The 19,810-nt window shown below is 72.8% G+C and carries 15 protein-coding genes; 2 read left to right on the top strand and 13 right to left on the bottom strand.

Annotated features, from left to right (window positions below; genetic code table 11):
- Window positions 1-62: 62 nt before the first annotated feature.
- The 12 genes from DEJ47_RS00470 to DEJ47_RS00525 all read right to left on the bottom strand — a co-directional run bounded on the left by DEJ47_RS00470 (window position 63) and on the right by DEJ47_RS00525 (window position 16,241).
- Complete coding sequence (locus tag DEJ47_RS00470; RefSeq protein WP_150163945.1) at window positions 63-551, bottom strand: PhzA/PhzB family protein; 489 nt, start codon at window positions 549-551, stop codon at window positions 63-65.
- Window positions 552-583: 32 nt separating this feature from the next.
- Window positions 584-1,234, bottom strand: a complete 651-nt coding sequence (gene phzG, locus DEJ47_RS00475; RefSeq protein ID WP_150163946.1) for a phenazine biosynthesis FMN-dependent oxidase PhzG — start codon at window positions 1,232-1,234, stop codon at window positions 584-586.
- A gap of 103 nt (window positions 1,235-1,337) precedes the next feature.
- Window positions 1,338-3,257, bottom strand: coding sequence for a chorismate-binding protein (locus tag DEJ47_RS00480; RefSeq protein ID WP_150163947.1), 1,920 nt, complete (start codon window positions 3,255-3,257; stop codon window positions 1,338-1,340).
- Window positions 3,254-3,877 carry an isochorismatase family protein gene (locus tag DEJ47_RS00485; protein ID WP_150163948.1) on the bottom strand — a complete coding sequence of 208 codons (624 nt, stop codon included), beginning with the start codon at window positions 3,875-3,877 and terminating at the stop codon, window positions 3,254-3,256. Before DEJ47_RS00485 ends, DEJ47_RS00480 begins: the two co-directional genes overlap by 4 nt.
- A 46-nt stretch (window positions 3,878-3,923) precedes the next feature.
- Window positions 3,924-5,099, bottom strand: a complete 1,176-nt coding sequence (locus DEJ47_RS00490; RefSeq protein ID WP_150163949.1) for a 3-deoxy-7-phosphoheptulonate synthase — start codon at window positions 5,097-5,099, stop codon at window positions 3,924-3,926.
- A gap of 31 nt (window positions 5,100-5,130) precedes the next feature.
- Entirely contained in the window at window positions 5,131-5,619 is a 489-nt protein-coding gene (locus DEJ47_RS00495; RefSeq protein ID WP_150163950.1) for a PhzA/PhzB family protein, read from the bottom strand.
- Window positions 5,620-5,919: 300 nt separating this feature from the next.
- On the bottom strand, window positions 5,920-6,834 hold the full coding sequence (locus tag DEJ47_RS00500; RefSeq protein WP_150163951.1) for an aromatic prenyltransferase: 915 nt from the start codon (window positions 6,832-6,834) through the stop codon (window positions 5,920-5,922).
- A gap of 121 nt (window positions 6,835-6,955) precedes the next feature.
- Window positions 6,956-8,026, bottom strand: a complete 1,071-nt coding sequence (locus DEJ47_RS00505; RefSeq protein WP_223828172.1) for a methyltransferase — start codon at window positions 8,024-8,026, stop codon at window positions 6,956-6,958.
- A gap of 89 nt (window positions 8,027-8,115) precedes the next feature.
- On the bottom strand, window positions 8,116-9,018 hold the full coding sequence (locus DEJ47_RS00510) for an aromatic prenyltransferase (protein ID WP_150163952.1): 903 nt from the start codon (window positions 9,016-9,018) through the stop codon (window positions 8,116-8,118).
- A 598-nt stretch (window positions 9,019-9,616) separates the two neighbouring features.
- Entirely contained in the window at window positions 9,617-11,344 is a 1,728-nt protein-coding gene (locus DEJ47_RS00515; RefSeq protein WP_150163953.1) for a cytochrome b, read from the bottom strand.
- 660 nt (window positions 11,345-12,004) lie between these two features.
- On the bottom strand, window positions 12,005-14,398 hold the full coding sequence (locus DEJ47_RS37280) for an FAD-dependent oxidoreductase (RefSeq protein WP_150163954.1): 2,394 nt from the start codon (window positions 14,396-14,398) through the stop codon (window positions 12,005-12,007).
- 775 nt (window positions 14,399-15,173) lie between these two features.
- Window positions 15,174-16,241: a polyprenyl synthetase family protein gene (locus DEJ47_RS00525; protein WP_150163955.1), complete on the bottom strand. Its 1,068-nt coding sequence runs from the start codon at window positions 16,239-16,241 to the stop codon at window positions 15,174-15,176.
- An 822-nt stretch (window positions 16,242-17,063) separates the two neighbouring features.
- Here DEJ47_RS00525 and DEJ47_RS00530 point away from each other — a divergent pair.
- Both DEJ47_RS00530 and DEJ47_RS00535 read left to right on the top strand, forming a co-directional pair.
- Window positions 17,064-17,690, top strand: a complete 627-nt coding sequence (locus DEJ47_RS00530; protein WP_150163956.1) for a hypothetical protein — start codon at window positions 17,064-17,066, stop codon at window positions 17,688-17,690.
- Entirely contained in the window at window positions 17,687-17,869 is a 183-nt protein-coding gene (locus DEJ47_RS00535; RefSeq protein WP_150163957.1) for a hypothetical protein, read from the top strand. The genes DEJ47_RS00530 and DEJ47_RS00535 overlap by 4 nt, the downstream gene beginning before the upstream one ends.
- A gap of 134 nt (window positions 17,870-18,003) precedes the next feature.
- On the opposite strand, the gene DEJ47_RS00540 is transcribed toward DEJ47_RS00535, so the two are convergent.
- Window positions 18,004-19,485, bottom strand: coding sequence for a lyase family protein (locus tag DEJ47_RS00540; RefSeq protein ID WP_150163958.1), 1,482 nt, complete (start codon window positions 19,483-19,485; stop codon window positions 18,004-18,006).
- Between the last annotated feature and the right edge of the window lie 325 nt (window positions 19,486-19,810).

A 19,810-nucleotide genomic window follows, 5' to 3' on the forward strand; every position in this document is an offset into this window, starting at 1 on the left:
GGTTTTTCCCGCACACCGGTGGGGGCCGCCGGCCGTTGGCCGGCGGCCCCCACCGGTGTGGTTCAGGAGGGGATCCAGTCGCGTTGGATGTGTGGGGTGTCGATGTTCAGGGCCCGCATGTGTTCGATGGGGTTGGTGTATTCGCGGCTGGCGGCGATGCGTCCGTTCTCCAGGGTGAAGCCGTGGATGAAGTGGTTGCGGTAGTGGCCCTCGGGATAGCCGGGGAAGCGGATGGTGCCCTCGCCCTCGCACTCCACCCAGATGACGGCCGGGTCCTGGGTCTCGTAGATCTGCACGTCGGACCACTGCCAGTCGGGCAGCACCTGCAGGGAGAGTTCGTTGTGCTTTTGCAGCCTGGCGTGGCCCTGGACGGTGATGGGGCGGCCGATGTCGGTGTTGAACAGGGCGGCGGTGCCGTCCTCGGTGTAGAGGGTGTAGCGGCGCAGCCGGGCCTCGCGCCCGGTCTCCATGTACTGCTCCACGGCCCGCCGGTTGCGGGCGCGCAGCTCGAGGTGGTTGGTGAACACCGGGGCGGCGGCGGGGGCGGTCATCGCATCTCCGAAGTACGGGTGGGGGCAGGGGGTCAGGGCTGCAGGCGGGTGGTGTCCCAGCCGCTGTCGGTGCGGTCGTAGCGCAGCCGTTCGTGCAGCCGGTCGGTGCCGTTCGCCCAGAACTCCACGGCGTCCGGCTCCAGGACAAAGGCCACGAACGTGTCGGGGCAGGGCAGCGCCCGCGGCGGCTCGCCCAGCTGCAGCGCCCTGGCCCGGATCTCTTCAAGGTGGTCCAGGTCGCGCAGCGGCTCGCTCTGCAGCGACACGCTCGACATGGGGTGGGTGAACACCGCGCGCGCCGCCCACAGTTCCTCCGCGGCGGCGCGCGGCAACTGGCGCACCGGCCCGGCCACGGTGATCTGCTGGCTGGTCTCGCGCCAGTACAGCACCCCCGACGCCCAGGGATTGGCGGCCAGTTCGCGGCCCTTCTGGCTGCCGGCGTGGGTGATGAACACGATCCCGCGGTCGGTGACCTGGTTGACGGCCAGGATGCGCGAGGAGGTGCGCCCCCGCGCATCGGCGGTGGCCAGGGCCAGGGCGCGCGGTTCGCGTACGCCCTGCTCGGTGGCCGTCTTCAGCCAGGCGGACAGCAGGCCCAGCGGCTCCGCGGGCGGCGTGCGGAACTCGGGGAAGGCCACCTCGAGGGAGCCCGTCAGCGTCTCGGAACGCCGTACATCAGACATGGATGAATCCTTCAACGGTGCGGCCACAGCGCGGCTTTGGCAGGGGTGAGGGGCCGGGCCGGCGCTCGGGGGTGGGCGCCGGCCCGGCAGTGGGTGGGGCGGTTCAGGCCGGGTCGGGGGTGCGGGCCGGGGCCAGGAGGCCGGCCAGCGCGGTGCCGACGATGCGCGGGCCCTCGCGGGTCAGGACGGATTCGGGGTGGAACTGCAGGGAGGCGAAGCCGGGGCCGCGCAGGGCGTGCACCTCGCCGCTGTGCGGGTCCCGGCTGACCTGGACGGGGCCGCCGGTGAGGCCGGGCACGCCGGTGGGGGTGAATTCCTCGTGCTCGCTCAGCAGCGCGAAGGTGTTGTAGTAGCCGACGTGTTCGGGGGCGCCGAACAGGTCGATCTGCTTTTGCACGCCCTGGTTGGGCACCTCGCGGCGGCGCAGGCGCAGGCCCAGCTGGAGGCCCAGGACCTGGTGGCTGAGGCAGACGGCGAGGAAGGGGCGCTGTTCGCGCAGCAGGGTGGCCACCGCGGTGTGCAGGTGGGCCATCTTGGGGTGGGCCACTTCCTGGGGGTCGCCGGGGCCGGGGCCCATGACCACCAGGTCGTGGCCGGTGAAGGTGTAGGCCTCGTCGTAGCGGCGCAGGGTGACGTCCAGGCCCAGGGAGCGCAGCTGCTGGTCGATCATGGAGGTGAAGGTGTCCTCCATGTCGACGACCAGGACGCGGCGGCCGGCCAGGTCGGGCTGGGCGGCGGCGCGGGCGGGGATGTCGGAGAGCCAGAAGCCGGCGATGGTGTCGTTGCGGCCTTGGAGGGCGCGGCGCACCTGGGGGTGGTCGGCGAAGCGCTGGGGGGTGGTGCCGCCCAGGGCGGCGACCAGGCCGGCGGCCTTGGCGCGGGTCTCGGCGGCTTCGGAGGCGGGGTCGGAGTGGCGCACGATGGTGGCGCCGACGCCGATGGCCAGGCGGCCCTGGTCGTTGATGTCGGCGGTGCGGATGAGGATGGCGGAGTCCATGACGCGCTCGCCGCTCTCGTCGCGGCCGATGAGGGCGGCGGCGCCGCTGTAGTAGCCGCGGCCGCCGGGCTCGTACTGGTGGATGATGCGGCAGGCGCTTTCCAGGGGGCTGCCGGTGACGGTGGGGGCGAACATCGTCTCGCGCAGGATGTCGCGCACGTCGCGATCGGTGCGGCCCTCGATGAAGTACTCGGTGTGGGCCAGGCGGGCCATTTCCTTGAGGTAGGGGCCCACGACGCGGCCGCCGGTGTCGCAGATGCGGGCCATCATCTTCAGTTCCTCGTCGAGGACCATGTAGAGCTCGTCGGTTTCCTTGCGGTCGCCGAGGAAGTGGAGGACGCCTTCGAGGGTGGAGCCGGAGGGCGGGTAGCGGTAGGTGCCGCTGATGGGGTTCATGACGGCGGTGCCGTCCTTGAGGCTGACGTGCCGCTCGGGGGAGGCGCCGACCAGGATGCGCTCGCCGGTGTGGATGAGGAAGGTCCAGTGGGCGCCGCTCTCGCCGTTGAGCAGGCGGCGGAAGAGGGCGGGGGCGCTGGCCGGGCCGTAGTCGGTGATGTCGGCGAGGAAGGTGCGCTTGATGACGAAGTTGGCGCCTTCGCCGGTGCCGATCATTTCCTTGGTGATGCGGCGCACGACGTCTTCGTAGGCGGCGTCGTCGACGTCGAAGTCGCCGCCGGACAGCGGGGTGGGCACGTCCGGGATGCGGGACAGGGCCTCGTCCAGGGGAAGTTGCTGCTGGCCGGTGACGGTCATGGCGAGCAGTTGGGTGCCGTCGTCGGCGCAGGCGAAGCCGCGTTCGGCCAGCTGCCGGTAGGGCATGAGGACCAGCACCTCGTGGCCGGCGCCGGGGCCGGGCCGGTCGGGCAGGGGGATGTCGGCCAGGGTGGCGGGCCGGGTGATCGTGCCGGTGAGGACTTCCAGGGTGTGCGGGCCGGTGGTGTGGGGCCGGTGCAGCAGGGCGAAGGGGCCGGCCTGGCCGTCCAGGGCGCGGGCCAGCAGGTCGGGGGTGGGTGGTGTCGGTGTCATGTGAAGAGCCCCTTGACGGTGGTGACCCGGGCGCAGCGCTCGGCGGCGTAGGTGAGGGCCGAGCGGTGGTAGTCCTGTGAGAAGTCGGCGGTGGCGTCGGCGACGAGGAACGGCTGGATGTCGTGGGTGAAGGCGTCGATGGCGGTGGCCAGGACGCCGACGTGGGCGTAGACGCCGCAGACGATGAGCTGGTCGCGGCCGGCGGCGCGCATCCGCTCGAGCAGGTCGGTCTTGAAGAAGGCGCTGTAGCGCCACTTGGTGAGCTGCCAGTCCTGCGCGGTGGGGGCGAGTGCGTCGACGACCTGGCGGTCCTCGGGGGCGGGGCGCATGCCCGGGCCCCAGAAGTCCTTGAGCAGGCCGCGCTGTTCGTCGCTCATGCCGCCGGGCTGGGCGGTGTAGGCGACGGGGATGCCGAGCGCCGCGCAGTGGTCGCGCAGTTGGGCGGCGTGGGTGATGAGCTGGTGGCGCAGGGGGTCGGGGAAGGGCTTGAGGAAGTACCGCTGCATGTCGTGGACGAGCAGGACCGCCCGGTCGGCCTCGGCGGTCCAGGACACGGCGGCCGGGGGCAGGTCGCCCTCGGCGGGCAGGGGGTAGGGGCTGATGGGGGGTATGCCGGTCATGGTGGAAGTCCTCGGTGCGGGGGGGGTGCGGGTGGTCGCCGGTGGGTCAGGCGGGCCAGGCGTTGACGGCGCGCTGGGCCTGGGCGGGGTTGAGGCGCGGGTCGCAGCAGGAGGTGTAGCGCTCGCCGACGCGGTCGAGGTCGGCCTCGGTGCTGGCGCACTCGGTGACGTCGTCGGGGGTGGTCTCCAGGTGGAGTCCGCCGGCGGTGCCGCCGGCGGACTGGACGGCCTGGACGAAGCCGGTGATCTCGCGGGCGACGGTGTCCAGCAGGCGGGTCTTGTAGCCGCCGGGGGCGGTGACGGTGTTGCCGTGCACCGGGTCGCTGAGCCAGATGACGGGGTGGCCGGCCTCGCGGACGGCTTCGACCAGGCGGGGCAGTTTGCCGGTGACCTGGTCGGCGCCCATGCGGGCGATGAGGGTCAGGCGGCCCTCGTCGCGCCAGGGGTCCAGGCGTTCGCACAGGGCGAGGAGGTCGGGGACGTCCATGCTGGGGCCGACCTTGCAGGCCACCGGGTTGCTGACCTGGGCCAGGAGGGCGACGTGGGCGCCTTCGACCTGGCGGGTGCGCTCGCCGATCCAGGGCCAGTGGGTGGAGCCGAGGAAGAGGCGGCCCTTGTCGTCCATGCGCAGCATGGGTGTCTCGTAGTCCAGGAGCAGCGCTTCGTGGCTGGTCCACACCATCGGTTCGACGACGTCGCGGCCGGCGGCGCGGTCGCGCCAGCCCAGGTGTTCGAGGATGTCGCCGGCGGCCATGTAGCCGGTGAGGATGCGCAGCGGGTCGGGGCGGCGGCTCTCGGCGTCGGGTTCGGGGCCGTTGACCATGTGGCCGCGGAAGACGGGCAGTTCGACCCCGTCGACGATCTCGGTGGGCTTGGAGCGGGGTTTGGCGAACTGGCCGGCGATGCGGCCCACCCGCAGCACCGGCTTGCCGGTGATCAGGCCGAGCGAGCCGGCCAGGACGTCCAGCAGGGCGGCCTTGCGGGCGACGTAGGCGGGGGTGCATTCCTGGGGGTCCTCGGCGCAGTCGCCGGACTGCAGCACCATGGCCTCGCCGCGGGCGACCTTGCCCAGTAGGGTGCGCAGGGTGGCCAGGTCGTCGCCCTGGACGAGCGGGGGGCGGGAGGCGAGGGCTTCGCCGACCCGGTTCAGCTGTGAAAGGTCGCTCCAGTCGGGTTGCTGCAGTGCCCCGCGGATACGAATCTCCCGTATAACGTCTTCCATGACGTACTCCGATCCAGCGGTGAAGGGATACTCAGGTGGGAATTCCGGTGCGCTTGATCTCGGGTACCGGAATGCCGAGCGCCCGCAGCTGCTGGAAGGGGTTCATGAACTCGCGGTTGCGCTTGATCTTCCCGTTTTCCAGTTCGAACGAGTGCAGGAAGTGGTTCTCGTAGTAGCCCTCGGGGTAATCGCCGAAGCGGATCTTTCCGCGTCCGTCGCATTCCACCCAGATGTGATTGGGGTCCTGGGTCTCGAATATCTGGATGTTGTACCACTCCCAGTCGGGGAAGCAGTCGAGGGACCATACGGCGTGCTCGGCGAGCCGGTCGCGGCCCACGGTCTCGACCGGGGATCCGGTGTCGGTGGTCCACAGGCCGCCGCGGCCGTCCTCGGTGAACAGCTCGTGGCGGCGGAGCCGGTCCTGGCCGCGGGTGTGCATGTACTGCTCGACGGTGGCCCGGTTGGCGCGGCGCAGTTCGGCCGCGTCGGTGAATCCCTGGGCCGGGGCGGATTCGGACATGGGTGTCCCCTTCGTGGTGCGCGGGTGCGTTTGATGAATGGTGGGGGGATGGCGCTTCGGGGCGCAGAATTCCCCCGTTCCGCGGTGCGATCTTGCCCGATTGCGCAGAGCAAATCAACACCGTTTCGGCGGTACGCTCATGACGTTGTGTAATGTTCAACTTTATTATGGGCATGGGGGTCCACGCACCGGTGGAAACAATGCGGAATGCCCCCTGGAGCAGGTTTGTTCCGGGCGGGGGAAAGAAATTGCCTGAGCTGGGCACAAGCCCGGCTCAGGCATTTCACAAGTGGATCTGTGTCAGAGCTTTCCGTTGTGGACGGCGCTGATCACCTTGCGCATGAGCGGGGAGAGCTGGAAGTAGGGCCCCAGGTTGAGGTAGGCCCCCTCGGGCGCCCACTTCACGGCCGCAATGACGATGGGCTCGCCGCTGTAGGCGCGCGGGGCGTGGTCGACGAAGTGCGCGACCCGGTCGGTGACGGGCACCGGCAGGGCTGCGCGGTCCCAGCCGCGGGCGGGCGGCGGGGCGTAGCAGATCCGTTCGATGCCGGCGGAGTCCCAGCCCAGGGTGGTGTAGATGCGGAAGGAGCGCCGGGCGAAGGCGAGCATCGTCTCGTCGGGGGCGGGCCAGCCCAGTTCGCGGTGCAGGGCCAGGAGGGTCTTCGGGGCCCTGCTGTGCTCGGAGAGCTGGGTGAAGTAGAGGTTGACGGTGCGGCGCGGGTAGTCGATGCCGATCATCGCGACGTCGCTCAGGCCGTGCCGGGCCAGCAGGTCCAGGCTGCGGGCCAGGGCGGGCGGCATGGAGGGCAGCTCGGCGAGCTTGGCCACGTCCTGGACGTCCTGCGGGAAGTGCGCGTAGATCTTGTTGAAGCCGCCGGCGACGCCGCCGTCGACGAGGTACTCGCTGATGGTGCAGTGGCCCTGGAGGTCGGCGAGCAGCGTGTCCACGGGGTGGCCGGCCGGCGTGATGAAGCCGTGGGCGAGCGCGGTGGCGTACGGGTCGCCGGCGCGGGTGGGCACGGTGAGGGTGAAGTCGAGTTCGGCCGGGGCGCTTTGGCTGGTGGAGACGCTGTAGACGACGCCGGCCTCGTGCAGGCCGTCGGCGAAGGCGGCCACGATGGGCCGCACGGCGTCGGGCCGGGCGGGCACGCCCGCCAGCCTGGCGGCCTCCTCGATGGCCGAGCACACCTCGTTGATCCCGGTGGCTTGGGGCATGACTCCTCCATGGGCCGGTTGGCGCGTGTTCGTAAAGCGGGGCCGGGGCGGGGCGCCGGCGTCGGGCGGGCCGCGGCCCGGGCGCGCACGGGGCGCCCGGGCAGGCGGTGGTGAGGAAGGGTCAGCCGACCTTCGTGGCGCTCAGGATGGCCTGGACGGGGATGACGTCGCGGGGCACCTCGGCGGGGTCCTTGGTGAGGGCCTTGGTGACCTTGAATCCGCACTCCTCCAGCCAGCTCTGGTAGGTGGAGATCTTCTGCGGGCCGCCCTGGCCCATGGTGCAGCCGATGAAGAAGGCGGGGAAGAAGTCGACGTTGTAGTTGTCGGTGTCGCGGATGTCCTCGGGGTAGACCGGCACCATGATGTGGACCTGTCCGCCCGGCTCCAGGGAGCGGTGGACGCCCTGGAGGATGGTGAAGACGTCGTCCTTGTCGAACATGTCCAGGAAGTGCTTGATCAGGACGGTGTCGAAGCCCTGGGGGATCTCGTCGAAGACGTTGCCGCCGATGAAGGAGCAGTGCTCGGCCACGCCGTGCTTCTGGAAGTTCTCCAGGCAGGTGCTCTCCTTCTCCGGCAGGTCGAAGGTGGTCACCTTCAGCCCCGGGGAGGCCTTGTGCTCATAGGTGTGGATCGCCCCCAGGCCGGTGTTGCCGGCCACGTCCAGGACCTGGGCGCCGGCGGGCACGTCGATGTTGGCGAAGAACCAGGGGTCGATGTTGGCGGTGACGTTGTTCATCAGCGTCAGCCAGGCGTCGTTGAGGTCGCTGTGGTCGGCCACCGCGTCGTACAGGGTGCCCTCGCCCGCGCCGTAGAGCTCCTTGAGGCCCACGATGGTGCCGGTGCGCACGCTGTCGGTGAGGTAGAACAGCTGCCGCAGCGCCACCACCTTGATCATGTTCATGTAGGTGAGGGCGCGCTTGAGGTCGTGCTCGGCGACCTCGGCCAGCGCGTCCAGGCGGTAGCCGCCGTCCTCGTCCTGGGCGACGAAGCCCTCCTTGACCATCAGGAACAGCAGCTGCTCCACGGCGTCGGGCTTGGCGCCGACGGCCTGGCCGAGCTGGTCCGCGCTCGCGCCGGGCGTGGCGCGCAGCTGGTCGACGAGGCCGAGCTCGAAGACGGACAGCAGGCTCATGAACCGCGAGGGGCCGACCATGTACTCGCGGAACCGGGCGAGGGTGGCTTCAGTAGACATTGCGGCTGTTCCCTTTCGATAGGCGGTGCGGGTGCCGGAAGAGCGCCCCGGCGGGCGGGCGGGCACAAGGGGGGGGAAGGCGGGGCGGGTTACGCCGAGCGCCCGCCGACGTAGGAAAGGTTCAGCCGGCTGTCGGTGCGCCACTGGTAGTACGACTGGAGCTTGTAGTACTCCTCGCCGCTCGCGGTCACGGCGGCGTAGACCATCTTGGGGGTGTCGGTGCCGTAGGGGACGTTCTTGAGGAACTGCTCGACCTTGGTGCCCAGGCGGGCGGAGAGCTCCAGCGGGTTCTCGGTCTTGACGCTGTAGGCGATCCGCTCGACGTTGCGGGTGTCCCAGTTCAGGGTGGTGTAGATGCCGAAGGCCTTCTGGCAGAAGTCGAGCATCTGCTCGCTGGGGTCGGGCAGGCCGATCTCGCGGTGCATCGCCAGGACGGTCTCGGGGGCCACGACCTCGGAGGAGGCGGCGAAGTACACGTTCATGGTGCGGCTGGCGTAGTCGATGCCGATCAGGTCCACCTGGTCGGCCAGGTGGTAGCGGGCGAAGAAGTCCTCGGTGGCGGCCAGCGCGGGCGGCATGGAGTCGATCTCGGCCAGGTGGGCGAGGCTCTCGTGGCGGCCGCCGGGGAAGTACACCCAGATCTTCTTGAAGCCGCCCAGCACCCCGAAGTCGACGCCGTAGCTGTCCACCGCGCAGTGCTTTTGCACCTCCGCCAGGAGCGACTCGATGGGGTGGCCGCTCTGGACGGTGAGGTTCTTCTCCACGGCCACGGCGTAGGGGTCGATGGCGCGCGGCACGGTGAAGCGGCAGTCGAACTCGCCCTCGTGGCGGGCGTTGGTGGCCACCCGGAAAGCGATCACGGCGCCCGGCAGGACGTCCTCGTAGGCGGCCAGGATGGGCCACACCTTGTCGCGGTCGCAGGCCACGTCCAGCAGCCCGGCGGATTCCTCGACGGCAGCGTAGACACCGGCCAGATCGGCGGTTCCCGACATCATTCCTCCAGAGATGGATTACGGCGCCGGTGAGCGGCGGCACGTTGCAAGGCGGCGCGCCGGGGCCCGGCAGGGCTGCGCCCGGGCGCCGGGCGGGGTGGTGCGGGCGGTGCCCGTCGTGCGCGGGGGCGGGGCGCGCCGGGTGGGGCGGGCGCGCGGGAGCGGGGCGCGGGGCCGCGGGAGCGGGCGTGCCGCGGCGGCGGCGCCGGCCGGTGGTGGTGCGAGGGGGGCTTGGGGGTGAGGGCCCGTCAGGTGTGCGCGCGCAGGCGGGTGTTCGGCGGGTCCTTCGGCGCAACTCCCCCGCAGCCAAGGGCTCCACGCTCCGAAGGAGGGGGCACGTCTTTTGGGCAGGGGAGGCTTGCAGAAATAGTGACACGGGCGGGCCCCTACACCAAGAGCCGCTCAAAGTGACGTGGGTCACGCGAATCGGGGGTGTGTCCGCGCCGCCCGGCCGGTCCAACGCCCCTGTCCGGGGCGGGCCGTTGCGGCGGGGGCGGGCCCGGCCGGGGCGCAACGGCGCGGCGCGGGTGACCCGTCCCCTGGTCACCCGCGCCGCTGTCCGTGCCGGGCCCGGCTGCCGGGGCCGGGCCGCTTCGCGTCAGTGCACGTGCCGGTCCGTGCCGCGCTGCTCCAAAGCGTCGGGCCGGCCATTGTCCTGGCCGCCCGCATGGCCGTTGACCTGGCCGTTGGCGTGGCCGTCCGCGCCGTGGCCGAGGTGGTCCAGGGCCTGCTGCAGCTCCTGCGGGGTGGGGTTGGCGATCTGCCCGTCGCTGAACCAGCGGCTGAGCCGGTGGCGCAGCACCTCGCTGCGGGACCTGGGGTTGGGCACGCCGTCGCGGTCCTCGCGCACCGGGGCCGGCAGTGCGGGGTGGACCTCGCGGGAGAGCAGGGTGTACTCCTGCTCGCGGGCCAGGCGCTCGTGGACCTCGATGAACTCGCCGTGCGGCAGCCGCTTGATGCGGCCGGTCTCGCGGCCGTGCAGCAGCTTGTCGCGGTCGCGCAGCTGCAGGCCGATGCAGATCCGCTTGGTGATGACGTAGGTCAGGGCGGGCACCACGAACACCCCGATGCGCACCGCCCAGGTGATGGAGTTCATCGACAGGTGGAAGCGCTCGGCGAGGATGTCGTTGGAGCCGCCGAAGAACAGCACCAGGTAGAAGGCGGCCAGCGAGCAGACGAAGGCGGTGCGGGTGGGCTGCTCGCGCGGGCGGTCCAGCAGGTGGTGCTCGCGCTTGTCCCCGGTGATCCAGGCCTCGATGAAGGGCCACAGGCAGGCGATGGCGATCAGCAGGGTGGGCAGCACCACGGCCGGGACGAGTACACCCATGTTGACGGTGTAGCCGGCGACGGCGAACTCCCAGGCGGGGAAGGCGCGCAGGGCGCCCTCCAGGAAGCCCATGTACCAGTCGGGCTGGGAGCCCTGGGAGATCTGGTCGGGCCGGTAGGGCCCGTACACCCACACGGCGTTGATCTGGGCGATGCCCGCCATCAGGGCCAGGACGCCGGAGACCAGGAAGAAGAAGCCGCCGGCCTTGGCCGCGTAGTGCGGCATCAGGGGCTGGCCGACCACGTTCTGCTGGTTGCGGCCCGGGCCGCGGAACTGGGTGTGCTTTTGGTAGATGACCAGGATCAGGTGGACGGTGACCAGGGCCAGGATGATGCCGGGCAGCAGCAGGATGTGGAAGCTGTAGAAGCGCGGGATGACGTCCGTCGCGGGGAACTCGCCGCCGAAGAGGAACATCGTCAGGTAGGTGCCCACCAGCGGGATGGCCAGCGTGACGCCCTCGGCGATGCGCAGGCCGGTGCCCGAGAGGAGGTCGTCGGGCAGCGAGTAGCCCAAGAAGCCCTCCAGGGTGACCAGCACCAGCAGGACCACGCCGATGAGCCAGTTCAGCTCGCGGGGCTTGCGGAAGGAGCCGGTCAGAAAGTGCCGCAGGGTGTGCGCCATGGTCGCGGCGATCATGGTCAGGGCGGCCCAGTGGTGCAGCTGGCGGATGAACAGGCCGCCGCGCACCTCGAAGCTGATGCGCAGGGTGGAGGCGTAGGCCTCCGACATCTGCACGCCCTGCAGCGGGACGTGCGGGCCCTCGTAGACGGTGTGGGCCATGCTCGGGTTGAAGAACATGGTCAGGTACAGGCCGGTGAGGATCAGGATGATGAAGCTGTAGAGCGCGATCTCGCCGAACATGAAGGACCAGTGCTCGGGAAAGACCTTGCGCATCAGGGTGCGCCACTGGTAGATGCCGAGCCGGCCGTCCGCCCAGTCCGCGATGCGTTCGCCCTGCGGTGCCGTGGTCCGCTGCGGCGCCTTGTCGGTGATGCTCATGCCCGCGCGCCCTCCCCTCGCCGCTGAGTCGTCACAGGCACACCCGGACCGGCCGGTGAGGGCGCGGTGGTGGGGGCGGCCTGCAGCGGCGCAAACGGGCCCGTGCCGTGAAGCGGGTCGAACGCTATCGACACGGTGTGCGGCCGGACAACCGTGCTCGAGCCGGAACCCGGCCCCAACTCCACCGTTTCTTGAGCGAGTTTCGAGCCGTCTCGCCGCGCAGGTGTCATGACCCCGCCCAACTGGGCGGTCATTGCTGCCGAGTTGACCCTGAGCACCGGTCCCGGTCTGCCCAAATGGCCCTCAACAGCGGCTAGTTGCTGCGCTCTTGTCATGCCCGAAGCCTATGTCGGAGGCATTCGACGCCTGCGCCCGGCTCCCCCTTTGTTCTGGCTCCCGGGGGCGGGGGTGGGTGGTGAGTGGCGGGGTGCGGGGGCGGGGGTGGTGGCTCCCGGGGGTGGTGAGTGGCGGGGCTGGGTGGCGGGGTGCGGAGGGCGGGGCGCGAGTGGCGGAGTGCGGGTTGGGGGTGGGCGCCCGGAGGGCTGTCCGGGGGCGGTCTCGCCCCTCCCGCGATGCCCCGGGGCTGGTCTCGGCCGCTCGGCCGCTCGGCCGTTCTGCCGCTCGGCTGTCCGCGCGGAGCACGGGGTGCGAGGCCGGGCCTCAGGGGCGTCGGCGCTCGCCGGCCGGGGCCGGGGCGGGCCACTGCGCCGAGGAGCCGGCCGGATACAGGCGGGCGGAGCCGGTGGCCACGCCGATGACGGGCACCGCCGGGGCCGGGGCGCGGCGGCGCCGGGCGTGCTCGCCGTGGGTGACGCTGGGCGGCGCCGGTACCGGTGGCGGGGCGGGGGCGCGGCGGGCCGGAGGGCGGGGCACCACGGCGAGCGGCCCGACCGCCTGCAGCCGCGCCAGCAGCCGGGCGGCGGCATACGGCTCGGTGACGGCCTCGGCGGCGATCCGGGCAGTGACCCGCCGGGCCAGCCAGGCCCGCAGACCACGTGGCCGGTCCTGACCGGCGACGCGAGGGCCGGCCGCGAACCAGGCGCGCAGGCCGCGGGGGCGGGGCGGGCCGGGGGTGGAAGTGGGGGTGGGGGTGGTTGGGGGGTGCGGGGCGGCGGCTGCGGGGTGCGGGGTGGTGGCGGGGCTGGGGGTGGTGGCTGTACCTGTGGTGCCTGTCTTGCCCGGAGAGCCTGCAGGGCCGGGGGTGCCTGCGGCACGGGGGGCGGCTGCCGTACCTGCTACGTCTGCCGCGCCGGGGGCTCCCGCCTTGCCTGCGGCGGTTCCGGGACCGGAGATGCCTGCGGCACCGGGGGTTGCCGCCCTGCCCGCTGCACCTGGCGTGCCCGCCGCGCCTGCGGTGCCGGAGGCGGTTGCAGGGGCGAGGGTGCCCGCCGTGTCCGCGGCATCTGCGGTGTCGGGCACGCCGGCGGTGCTCGCCGCGCCCGCCGTCCCCGCCGCGCCTGCGGCGCCTACCGGGCCTTCGGGTCCGGGGACGGCTGCAGCGCCAAGGACTCCTGCCGCGCCTGCGGTATCGGAGGTCCCCGCGGTGCCGGCCGCGCTCGCTACGCCTGCGGCGCCCGCAGAGCTGGTGAAACCTGCCGTGCCGGGAGCGGCTGCCGTACCTGATGCGCCAGGGCCACCCGGCATGTCCGCGGCGCCCGCGGCACTCGCCGAATCCGCCACGCCCGCGACACCCGCAGAGCCAAGGGCCCCCGCAGAGCCGAGGCCTGTGGTGCCTTCAAGGCCGGGGTCACCCGCGACGCCGGGGGCGGTCGCCGTACCTGCTGTGCCGGGGTCGCCCGCCGGTCCTGCGGCGCCTGCCGTGTCCGTGGCGGCGCCTGTCGCGTCCGTGGCGGTGTGCGGTGTGTCTGCCGGGCCGGTGGTGCGCAGGTGGTGGGTGCTGGACTGCCAGGCGGGGGCCAGGCGGTGGGCCAGGGCGCGGCGCAGGCGGTAGGCCAGGCCGACGGTCGTACCGTGGCCGCTGAGCATGGCGTCCAGGACGAGGGCGCTCTGCACGGCGAGGGTCATGCCCTGGCCGTGGGCGGGGTCGGTGACGGCCAGGGCGTCGCCGACCACGAGGAACTGGTCGGGCCAGCGGCGCAGTTGGTCGTAGTGGCGCCAGCGGTTCTCGGTGCGGGTGCAGGTGTGCACGGGCCCCAGCGGAGTCGCGCTCTCGATGACGTCACGCAGCAGCGGGTGGCGCAGCAGGCCCGCCGCGTGCAGCAGCGCGGCGTGGTCGGTGGGCGGCGGGGTGCCGTCGGCGAAGGCGAGGGTGAGCGCGAGGCGGCCGCCCTCGATGACGTTGAGGGTGCCCTGGCGGGGGTGGCCGGGTGCGGCGGTGAGCAGCAGGCTCTGCCAGTCGGCGACGTGGCCGAGGGGCGGCGCGAAGACGGTGGAGGCGTACGTGGTGCGGGCGGGCACGACCGTTTCGCGGGGCGGCTCGTAGCCGAGGCCGGCCAGCCAGTGGGGGGCGCGGGAGGCGTGTCCGCAGGCGTCCACCACGAAGTCGGCGGGTATGAGGCGGCGCGGGCCGAGGCCCTCCGGGCCGGGCCGCTCGCGGCGGCGGGTCCAGACGCCGGTGACGGTGTCGTTGGGGCCGGGCTGCAGGGCCTGGACCTCGTGGCCGGTCAGGAAGGTGACGGCGGGTTCGGCGCGCAGCCGTGCGCGCAGCACCGCGTCGATCAGGTCGCGGGAGGCGCTGAGCATCGACAGGTCCGCGTCGAAGCGGGGCAGCCAGCCGGCCGGGCCCAGGACCAGGGCGTCCTGGGGCAGGCGGATACGGACCGCGCCGGCGCGGGCGAAGTCGGCGCCGATGCCGGGGAAGAGTTCTTCCAGGCCCTGCTGGGCGGTGGTGGTGAGGCTGTGGGCGTGCCGGGCCTGGGGCAGGCCTCGGCGGCGGGCGGCGCCGCGCGGCAGGTGGTCGCGCTCGATGACGGTGACGTGGTCCATGGAGTTGGCCAGGGCCCGCGCGGCGGTGAGCCCGGCGAGGCCGGCGCCGATCACCACGGCGTGGCCGCGGCCCCCGCTCCCGTCGACGCCGCGTGCGTCCTGACTCATCTCGGCCGCCCTTCCGGTGCGTTCGTGGTTGCATCATGCGGCGTGCGCGCGCCCGTACGGCAGGATTTGCCCAACCCCCCACCGCCGCACCGCCCTTGCCATCACCCCGCCCGCCCCGTCCCCGCCGCCGCCCCCGCCCGGCCGGACGCGCCCCGAATCCCCTGGTGGGACCGTCTCCACGCCCCCGCCGCCCGGCACCGCACCCGGACCGGGCCGGGCATGGACCGCGACCGGCGGTCCAGCGGTCCTCGAGGCGGCCGCGACGGGGGCTGTGGCGGACGTCGAGCGCCGGGGCCGGGGGTGGGGCGCGGCGGGGTGGTGCGGGGGTACGGGTGGCCCCGGCCCGGGTGCAGGGGGCTGCCCGGGCGGTGTGCCGGAGCGGTCCTGGGGCGGGGGCTCAGGGGGCCTCCTGCCGGTGGGGACAAGTCACCTGCACAGCAGGCGGCTTGGTGGGGCGGCTCGCGGGAGGCAGCACCTGGGGCCGCCCCTCCCCCGCGGCGGGCGGGGCGTGGGCGAACCGGCCCCGGCGGGCGGGGGGTTGACCGAAAGCGGCGGCGCCCGGCGCGGCCCCGCCCGGCCCACGGGTCCCACATGACTCCTAGCGGTACGCAGTACAGCGCGACGTACCCCTGCCGGCGGTCAACTCGCCGTGTGCCGGGCCCGGTTGCCCCGCCCCGGGCGCCCCGGAGCCGCCCCTGCCCCCATCCGGCCGACGCCGGGGGCGGTGGGGGCGGGCGGGGCGGGAGCGGGAGCCGGGGCGGGGTGAGGGCGGGGGTCAGGTGGTGCGGTAGGCGACCTTGGTGGCCATCGTCGCCAGTTCCGCGCGCCACACCGGGTCGATGGGGACGTCCGCGATGGCGTCGCAGCCCTGTTCGACCAGGGCGGCGATGTGTTTCTCGACGTCGTCGGGGACGCCGGTGTCCACCAGGCGGCGGCGCACCTCGTCGGGGGTGTGGCCGGGCTCGGTGATCAGGCTGTGGATGCGTTCGTCGCGCTGCATCGCCCAGCCCAGCAGCAGGGTCATCTTGTGCTGCTGGAAGTCGAGCCCTGCGGGCTTGCCGGTGTGCGCGGAGTCGCCGAAGGCGTCCAGCAGGTCATCGCGCAGCTGGAACGCCTCGCCCACCGCCTCGCCGTACTTGGCGAAGGCGGGGGCCAGGTCGGCGCGGCCGGCCGCGCTCGCGCCGACGGCCAGGGGGCGGTGGATGGTGTAGTGGCCGGACTTGGCCAGGGCGATCCAGCGGGACAGGCGCGGGTCGACGGAGAACTCGGCGGCCGCGGTCATGTCCATGTACTGGCCGATCATCAGCTCCGAGCGCAGCTTGTTCCACACCGCCGCCACCGCGGCGGGCGCGGCGCTCATCAGCTGTTCGCTGTAGACCAGGGCGAGGTCGCCGACCAGCAGGGCGACGCCTTCGCCGTAGCGGCGCGATTCGCCCTGCCAGGCGCGGGCGGCGTGCAGCGCGCTGTGGTGGGCGTGCACGGTGGGCAGGCCGCGCCGGTGGCTGGAGGCGTCGATGACGTCGTCGTGGATGAGGGCGGAGGCGTGCAGCATCTCCAGGGCGGCGGCGGCCGCCACGACCGCGGGGTCGGCGGGGTCGCCGTCGGCGGCGAGGTAGCCGGCGATGCAGAAGGCGGGGCGGATGCGTTTGCCGCCCGCCGCGACCAGTTCGCTCAGCGCGTCCACGGCGCCGACCGCGCGGTCGTTCACGCGTGCCCATAACTCGTGCTCGGCGGAGAGGAAGGCGCGCAGGTGTTCCTCCATTCTCTCCAGCAGATCGTCGCGGGTGCGGCGTGCGGTCGCGGCCGATTCCCGGCCGGTTCCGTCGGTTTCGATACAGGCCATTTCCATAGCCACAGCTTTTCCCTTGCGTTGAGGTGGAGCAGGGGCGGGGTCTCCGGGGCGGCCGGGTGGGCCGCCGAAGGGGGCAGGGGTCGGGGCGCGGCGGGGCGTGAGGGCTGCCGCGGCCGGGCACATCCGGCGGCCGGGGGTGGGCCGCCGGCCGGACAAGGCGGGAGAGGGCGGGAGAAGGCGGGAGCGGAAGGGGGCACGGACGAGGCGGTGCCGGGGGAAGGGCACGGGTGAGGTGTCGGGGACGGGCGAGGTGTCGGGGGCGCGGGCCGGGAGGGGCGCGGGGCCGGGGGGCGTAAAGCAGGGTGTCATCCGTCCAAAGCGAAACCTGAAAACCCCTGGAGTTCTCCTCCAGAAAAGAGGAATCTCAAATTCCCCTTTAGGGCAGATCGATTACGAAATGAAAAATTTACAACCGCTGGATTACCGCTCCCTTCCCGGTGGGACGCACGTTGACACCCCCCGACAGGTCATGGAACTCTCCGAGGGCACCCATAGCCGTGACTAGGCGGCGGTGGGGCCTGGGGACACATCGGGGGGATGGACCGCACATGACAGCCGTATTCACTGAAGGCATCCGGGCCTGCGCCTATCGGGCCGGGCCTGAATTCTTTGCCGGAATTTCCTGAACGGGACCGTCCCGCCACGTTGCGACGTGATGACCGTTCAGCGGCCCGCATCCGAAGGCTCCGGCCGTGCCCCCCACTTCTTCCCTTTCCGGGGGCCATCGATTCAGCAATTCACTGCGGCATCCGGCACGGGAGACGTGTGTCTTCGTGCCGGGTGCGGGGCGCGTCAGCTCATGAAGGAGATTCAATGGAGTTTCACTCATGCCCCAGGAACCATGACCGGCAGGTCCCTGTCGCCGCCGGCGCCGTCCTGTGCACCGGCTGCGTCGAGCAGCTGGAGCGCAACCTGCGCACCCTTCCCGGCCTCCACCAGGAAGGACTGCACCACATTCTGTCGACGTCCCGGCGGCGGAACCCGACAAAGGTGTCGGGCAGCCGCAGGCGGGATCATCTGAACATTTCCGCGCTCGATGCCAGGAACAATATTCTCGCCATCCTGGAGTCGTGGTCCGGGTTTGTCGTGGAAAAGCGGGGTGCGGCTGCTCCCGGACGTTCCGTCCCGCATCTGGCCTGCTTTTTGATACTCCATCTCGAGTGGCTTGCGACGCAGCCTCCGGCCGCCGAATTCGCCGATGAAGTCGAGAGTCTCCACATGGAATCGCTGCGGGCCATCGACCCGGATTCCGAGGATGAGAAGGCGCCGGTCATCGGGTGTGTCGTGGACGACTGCCCGGGGACGATCAATGCGTCGCCGCGTCCCGCGCGGACCGCGGTCCGGGGCAGTGTCAGCTGCTCGTCGGGCCATTCCTGGGAAATGCGCGAATTGCTCACCATCCGGCATCTCATGGACCGGCAAAGGAAGGACGCCGCATGAACCGACCGCCGCGCCACCGGCTCGTTCCCACCAATGTGGCCGCACTGGCCACGGGTGTGTCCGAAGCGACCATCCGCAAATGGGTGAGCCGGGGCAAGATAACCCGCTACGGCACACCAGGCCGCTCCCAGTTCGACATAGAGGAGCTCACGGAGATCGCTCTGCAGCGCCAGCGCTGAGCGAGGTCCGTGAGCGCCCTCGCCGGCCCTGCGGGGCCGACCTCGACCGCGGCCGCCACCGGCACCCCCCTCTGGGGCGGGGCCGGTGGCGGCCGCGGTCGCAGCCGGGGCCTGCCCACCCCGCCCGGCCCGGGTCAGCCCGCCCCGCCCGCCCCGGACGGTGCAGACGGCGAGGAGGGTGGGGTGCGGGTCAGGGCGCGCTCGGTCAGTGCGGCGGCCGCCCCGGTGTAGGCCTGGGGGGCGAACAGGTCGCCGCCGTGCCCTGCCTCGCGCAGGGCGGCGGCCGCGCGGGGGTCCTGGCCCAGCACCTCGGCCAGCGGCCGGTCCTCGGCGGCCGCCCGGGCCGAGGCGGCGTCCAGCAGGTCGCGGGCGGCGACCCGGCCCAGGTGCGGCGCCAGGACGGCGGCGATCCGCTCGGAGACGATGCGGCCGCCGGTCAGGGCGGTGTTGGCGGCCATCCGGGCGGCATCGACGCGCAGGTGCGCCACGAGCTCCGCGGCCTGGTGGGCCGCGCCGCCGGCCAGCCGCAGCAGGGCGCGCAGCGGCTCCCACTCGGCGTGCCAGGCGCCGGCGGAGCGCTCGTCCTCGCTCAGCATGCAGCCCAGCACGCCCGCGGCCAGCGGCGGGGCCTGCAGGGCGGCGGAGCGAACGGCGGTGGCCAGGACGGGGTTCTGTTTGTGCGGCATCGCCGAGGACGCGCCGCGCCCGGCGGGCGCCGGCTCGTGCACCTCGCCGACCTCGGTACGGGTCAGCGACAGCACGTCCACGGCGATCTTGCCCAGCGCGGCGCAGGTGAACGCGGCGCCCTGGGCCAGGTCGGCCACCGGCGTGCGCAGCACGTGCCAGGGCAGCAGCGGGGCAGCCAGGCCCACTTCGGCGGCGAACGCCTGGGTCAGGTCGTGGGCGTAGGCGGCGGGGTCGGCGCCCGGGGCGTGGGCGAGGTAGCCGGCCAGCGTGCCGGCGGCCCCGCCGAGCTGGACGGGCGCGGCCGCCTCCAGGGCGGCGAGCCGGTCGGCGGCGTCCAGCACCAGGTGGCGCCAGCCGGCCGCCTTGCAGCCGAAGGTGGTGGGCACCGCGTGCAGGGCCAGGGTGCGGCCGGCCATCACGGTGTCGCGGTGGGTACGGGCCAGCGCGGCCAGCGCCTGCTCGGTGCGGGCCAGGTCGGCGCGGATGAGGGCCAGGGCCCGCCGGGCGACGAGCATGGCGGCGGTGTCGAAGATGTCCTGGCTGGTGGAGCCGCGGTGCACGTAGGCGGCCGCGGCCGGGTCCTGGGCGGCCACCAGCGCGGTGAACTCCCGTACCAGGGCCACCACCGGGTTGGCGGACTGGCGGGCCCGCACCGCCAGCGCCACCACGTCCAGGTGCTGCGCGGCCGCCGTGCGGGTGATCGTTCGGGCGGCGTCCTCGGGCACGGTGCCCAGGCGGGCCTGTGCCCGGCTCAGCCCCGCCTCGGCATCGAGCATGGCCTGCAGCCACGCCCGGTCCCCCACCGCCTCCGCCACCGCCACCCCGGCCCACACGGGCGCAAGCAGCCCCGCCTCCGGCCCCACCGGGCCCGGGCCCGCCGCGTCCGTCGCGGACGGGGACGACGGCACGGGCGAAGGGTCAGCGCTCATGGAGGCCTCCTGATTCCTGCTCGGTACGAGGATCGGGCACCCGACCCCGCGGCCAACCCCAACTCCGGGGGGCGGGCACCTGGTTGCCCCCGAAGGGGATACGACAGACGAACAAACACCGGCCACGGACCCATACGCCCCCGGCCTCACCCCAGCCCGGCTCCCGTCCCGCCCGCCGGGGCGGCGGCACAATCACCACCCGCCTGCGGCCGGGCAGGCAGGCGGGTGGACAGCAGCGGGCCCGGGATGCGGGCGGGCCGGCGGTGGATTCGGCGGACTTCCCCTTCCGCCCTCGGCCCGCCATCGGCCCTGGGGCGAGACGGTT

The sequence above is a fragment of the Streptomyces venezuelae genome, from assembly GCF_008642355.1.
GTDB classification, from domain to species: Bacteria; Actinomycetota; Actinomycetes; order Streptomycetales; family Streptomycetaceae; genus Streptomyces; species Streptomyces venezuelae_B.

Bases quoted from the DNA above. Each gene is read 5' to 3' on its own strand.
- DEJ47_RS00470 (WP_150163945.1), bottom strand. From the start codon at position 551: ATGACCGCCCCCGCCGCCGCCCCGGTGTTCACCAACCACCTCGAGCTG.
- phzG (WP_150163946.1), bottom strand. From the start codon at position 1,234: ATGTCTGATGTACGGCGTTCCGAGACGCTGACGGGCTCCCTCGAGGTG.
- DEJ47_RS00480 (WP_150163947.1), bottom strand. From the start codon at position 3,257: ATGACACCGACACCACCCACCCCCGACCTGCTGGCCCGCGCCCTGGAC.
- DEJ47_RS00485 (WP_150163948.1), bottom strand. From the start codon at position 3,877: ATGACCGGCATACCCCCCATCAGCCCCTACCCCCTGCCCGCCGAGGGC.
- DEJ47_RS00490 (WP_150163949.1), bottom strand. From the start codon at position 5,099: ATGGAAGACGTTATACGGGAGATTCGTATCCGCGGGGCACTGCAGCAA.
- DEJ47_RS00495 (WP_150163950.1), bottom strand. From the start codon at position 5,619: ATGTCCGAATCCGCCCCGGCCCAGGGATTCACCGACGCGGCCGAACTG.
- DEJ47_RS00500 (WP_150163951.1), bottom strand. From the start codon at position 6,834: ATGCCCCAAGCCACCGGGATCAACGAGGTGTGCTCGGCCATCGAGGAG.
- DEJ47_RS00505 (WP_223828172.1), bottom strand. From the start codon at position 8,026: ATGTCTACTGAAGCCACCCTCGCCCGGTTCCGCGAGTACATGGTCGGC.
- DEJ47_RS00510 (WP_150163952.1), bottom strand. From the start codon at position 9,018: ATGTCGGGAACCGCCGATCTGGCCGGTGTCTACGCTGCCGTCGAGGAA.
- DEJ47_RS00515 (WP_150163953.1), bottom strand. From the start codon at position 11,344: ATGAGCATCACCGACAAGGCGCCGCAGCGGACCACGGCACCGCAGGGC.
- DEJ47_RS37280 (WP_150163954.1), bottom strand. From the start codon at position 14,398: ATGAGTCAGGACGCACGCGGCGTCGACGGGAGCGGGGGCCGCGGCCAC.
- DEJ47_RS00525 (WP_150163955.1), bottom strand. From the start codon at position 16,241: ATGGCCTGTATCGAAACCGACGGAACCGGCCGGGAATCGGCCGCGACC.
- DEJ47_RS00530 (WP_150163956.1), top strand. From the start codon at position 17,064: ATGGAGTTTCACTCATGCCCCAGGAACCATGACCGGCAGGTCCCTGTC.
- DEJ47_RS00535 (WP_150163957.1), top strand. From the start codon at position 17,687: ATGAACCGACCGCCGCGCCACCGGCTCGTTCCCACCAATGTGGCCGCA.
- DEJ47_RS00540 (WP_150163958.1), bottom strand. From the start codon at position 19,485: ATGAGCGCTGACCCTTCGCCCGTGCCGTCGTCCCCGTCCGCGACGGAC.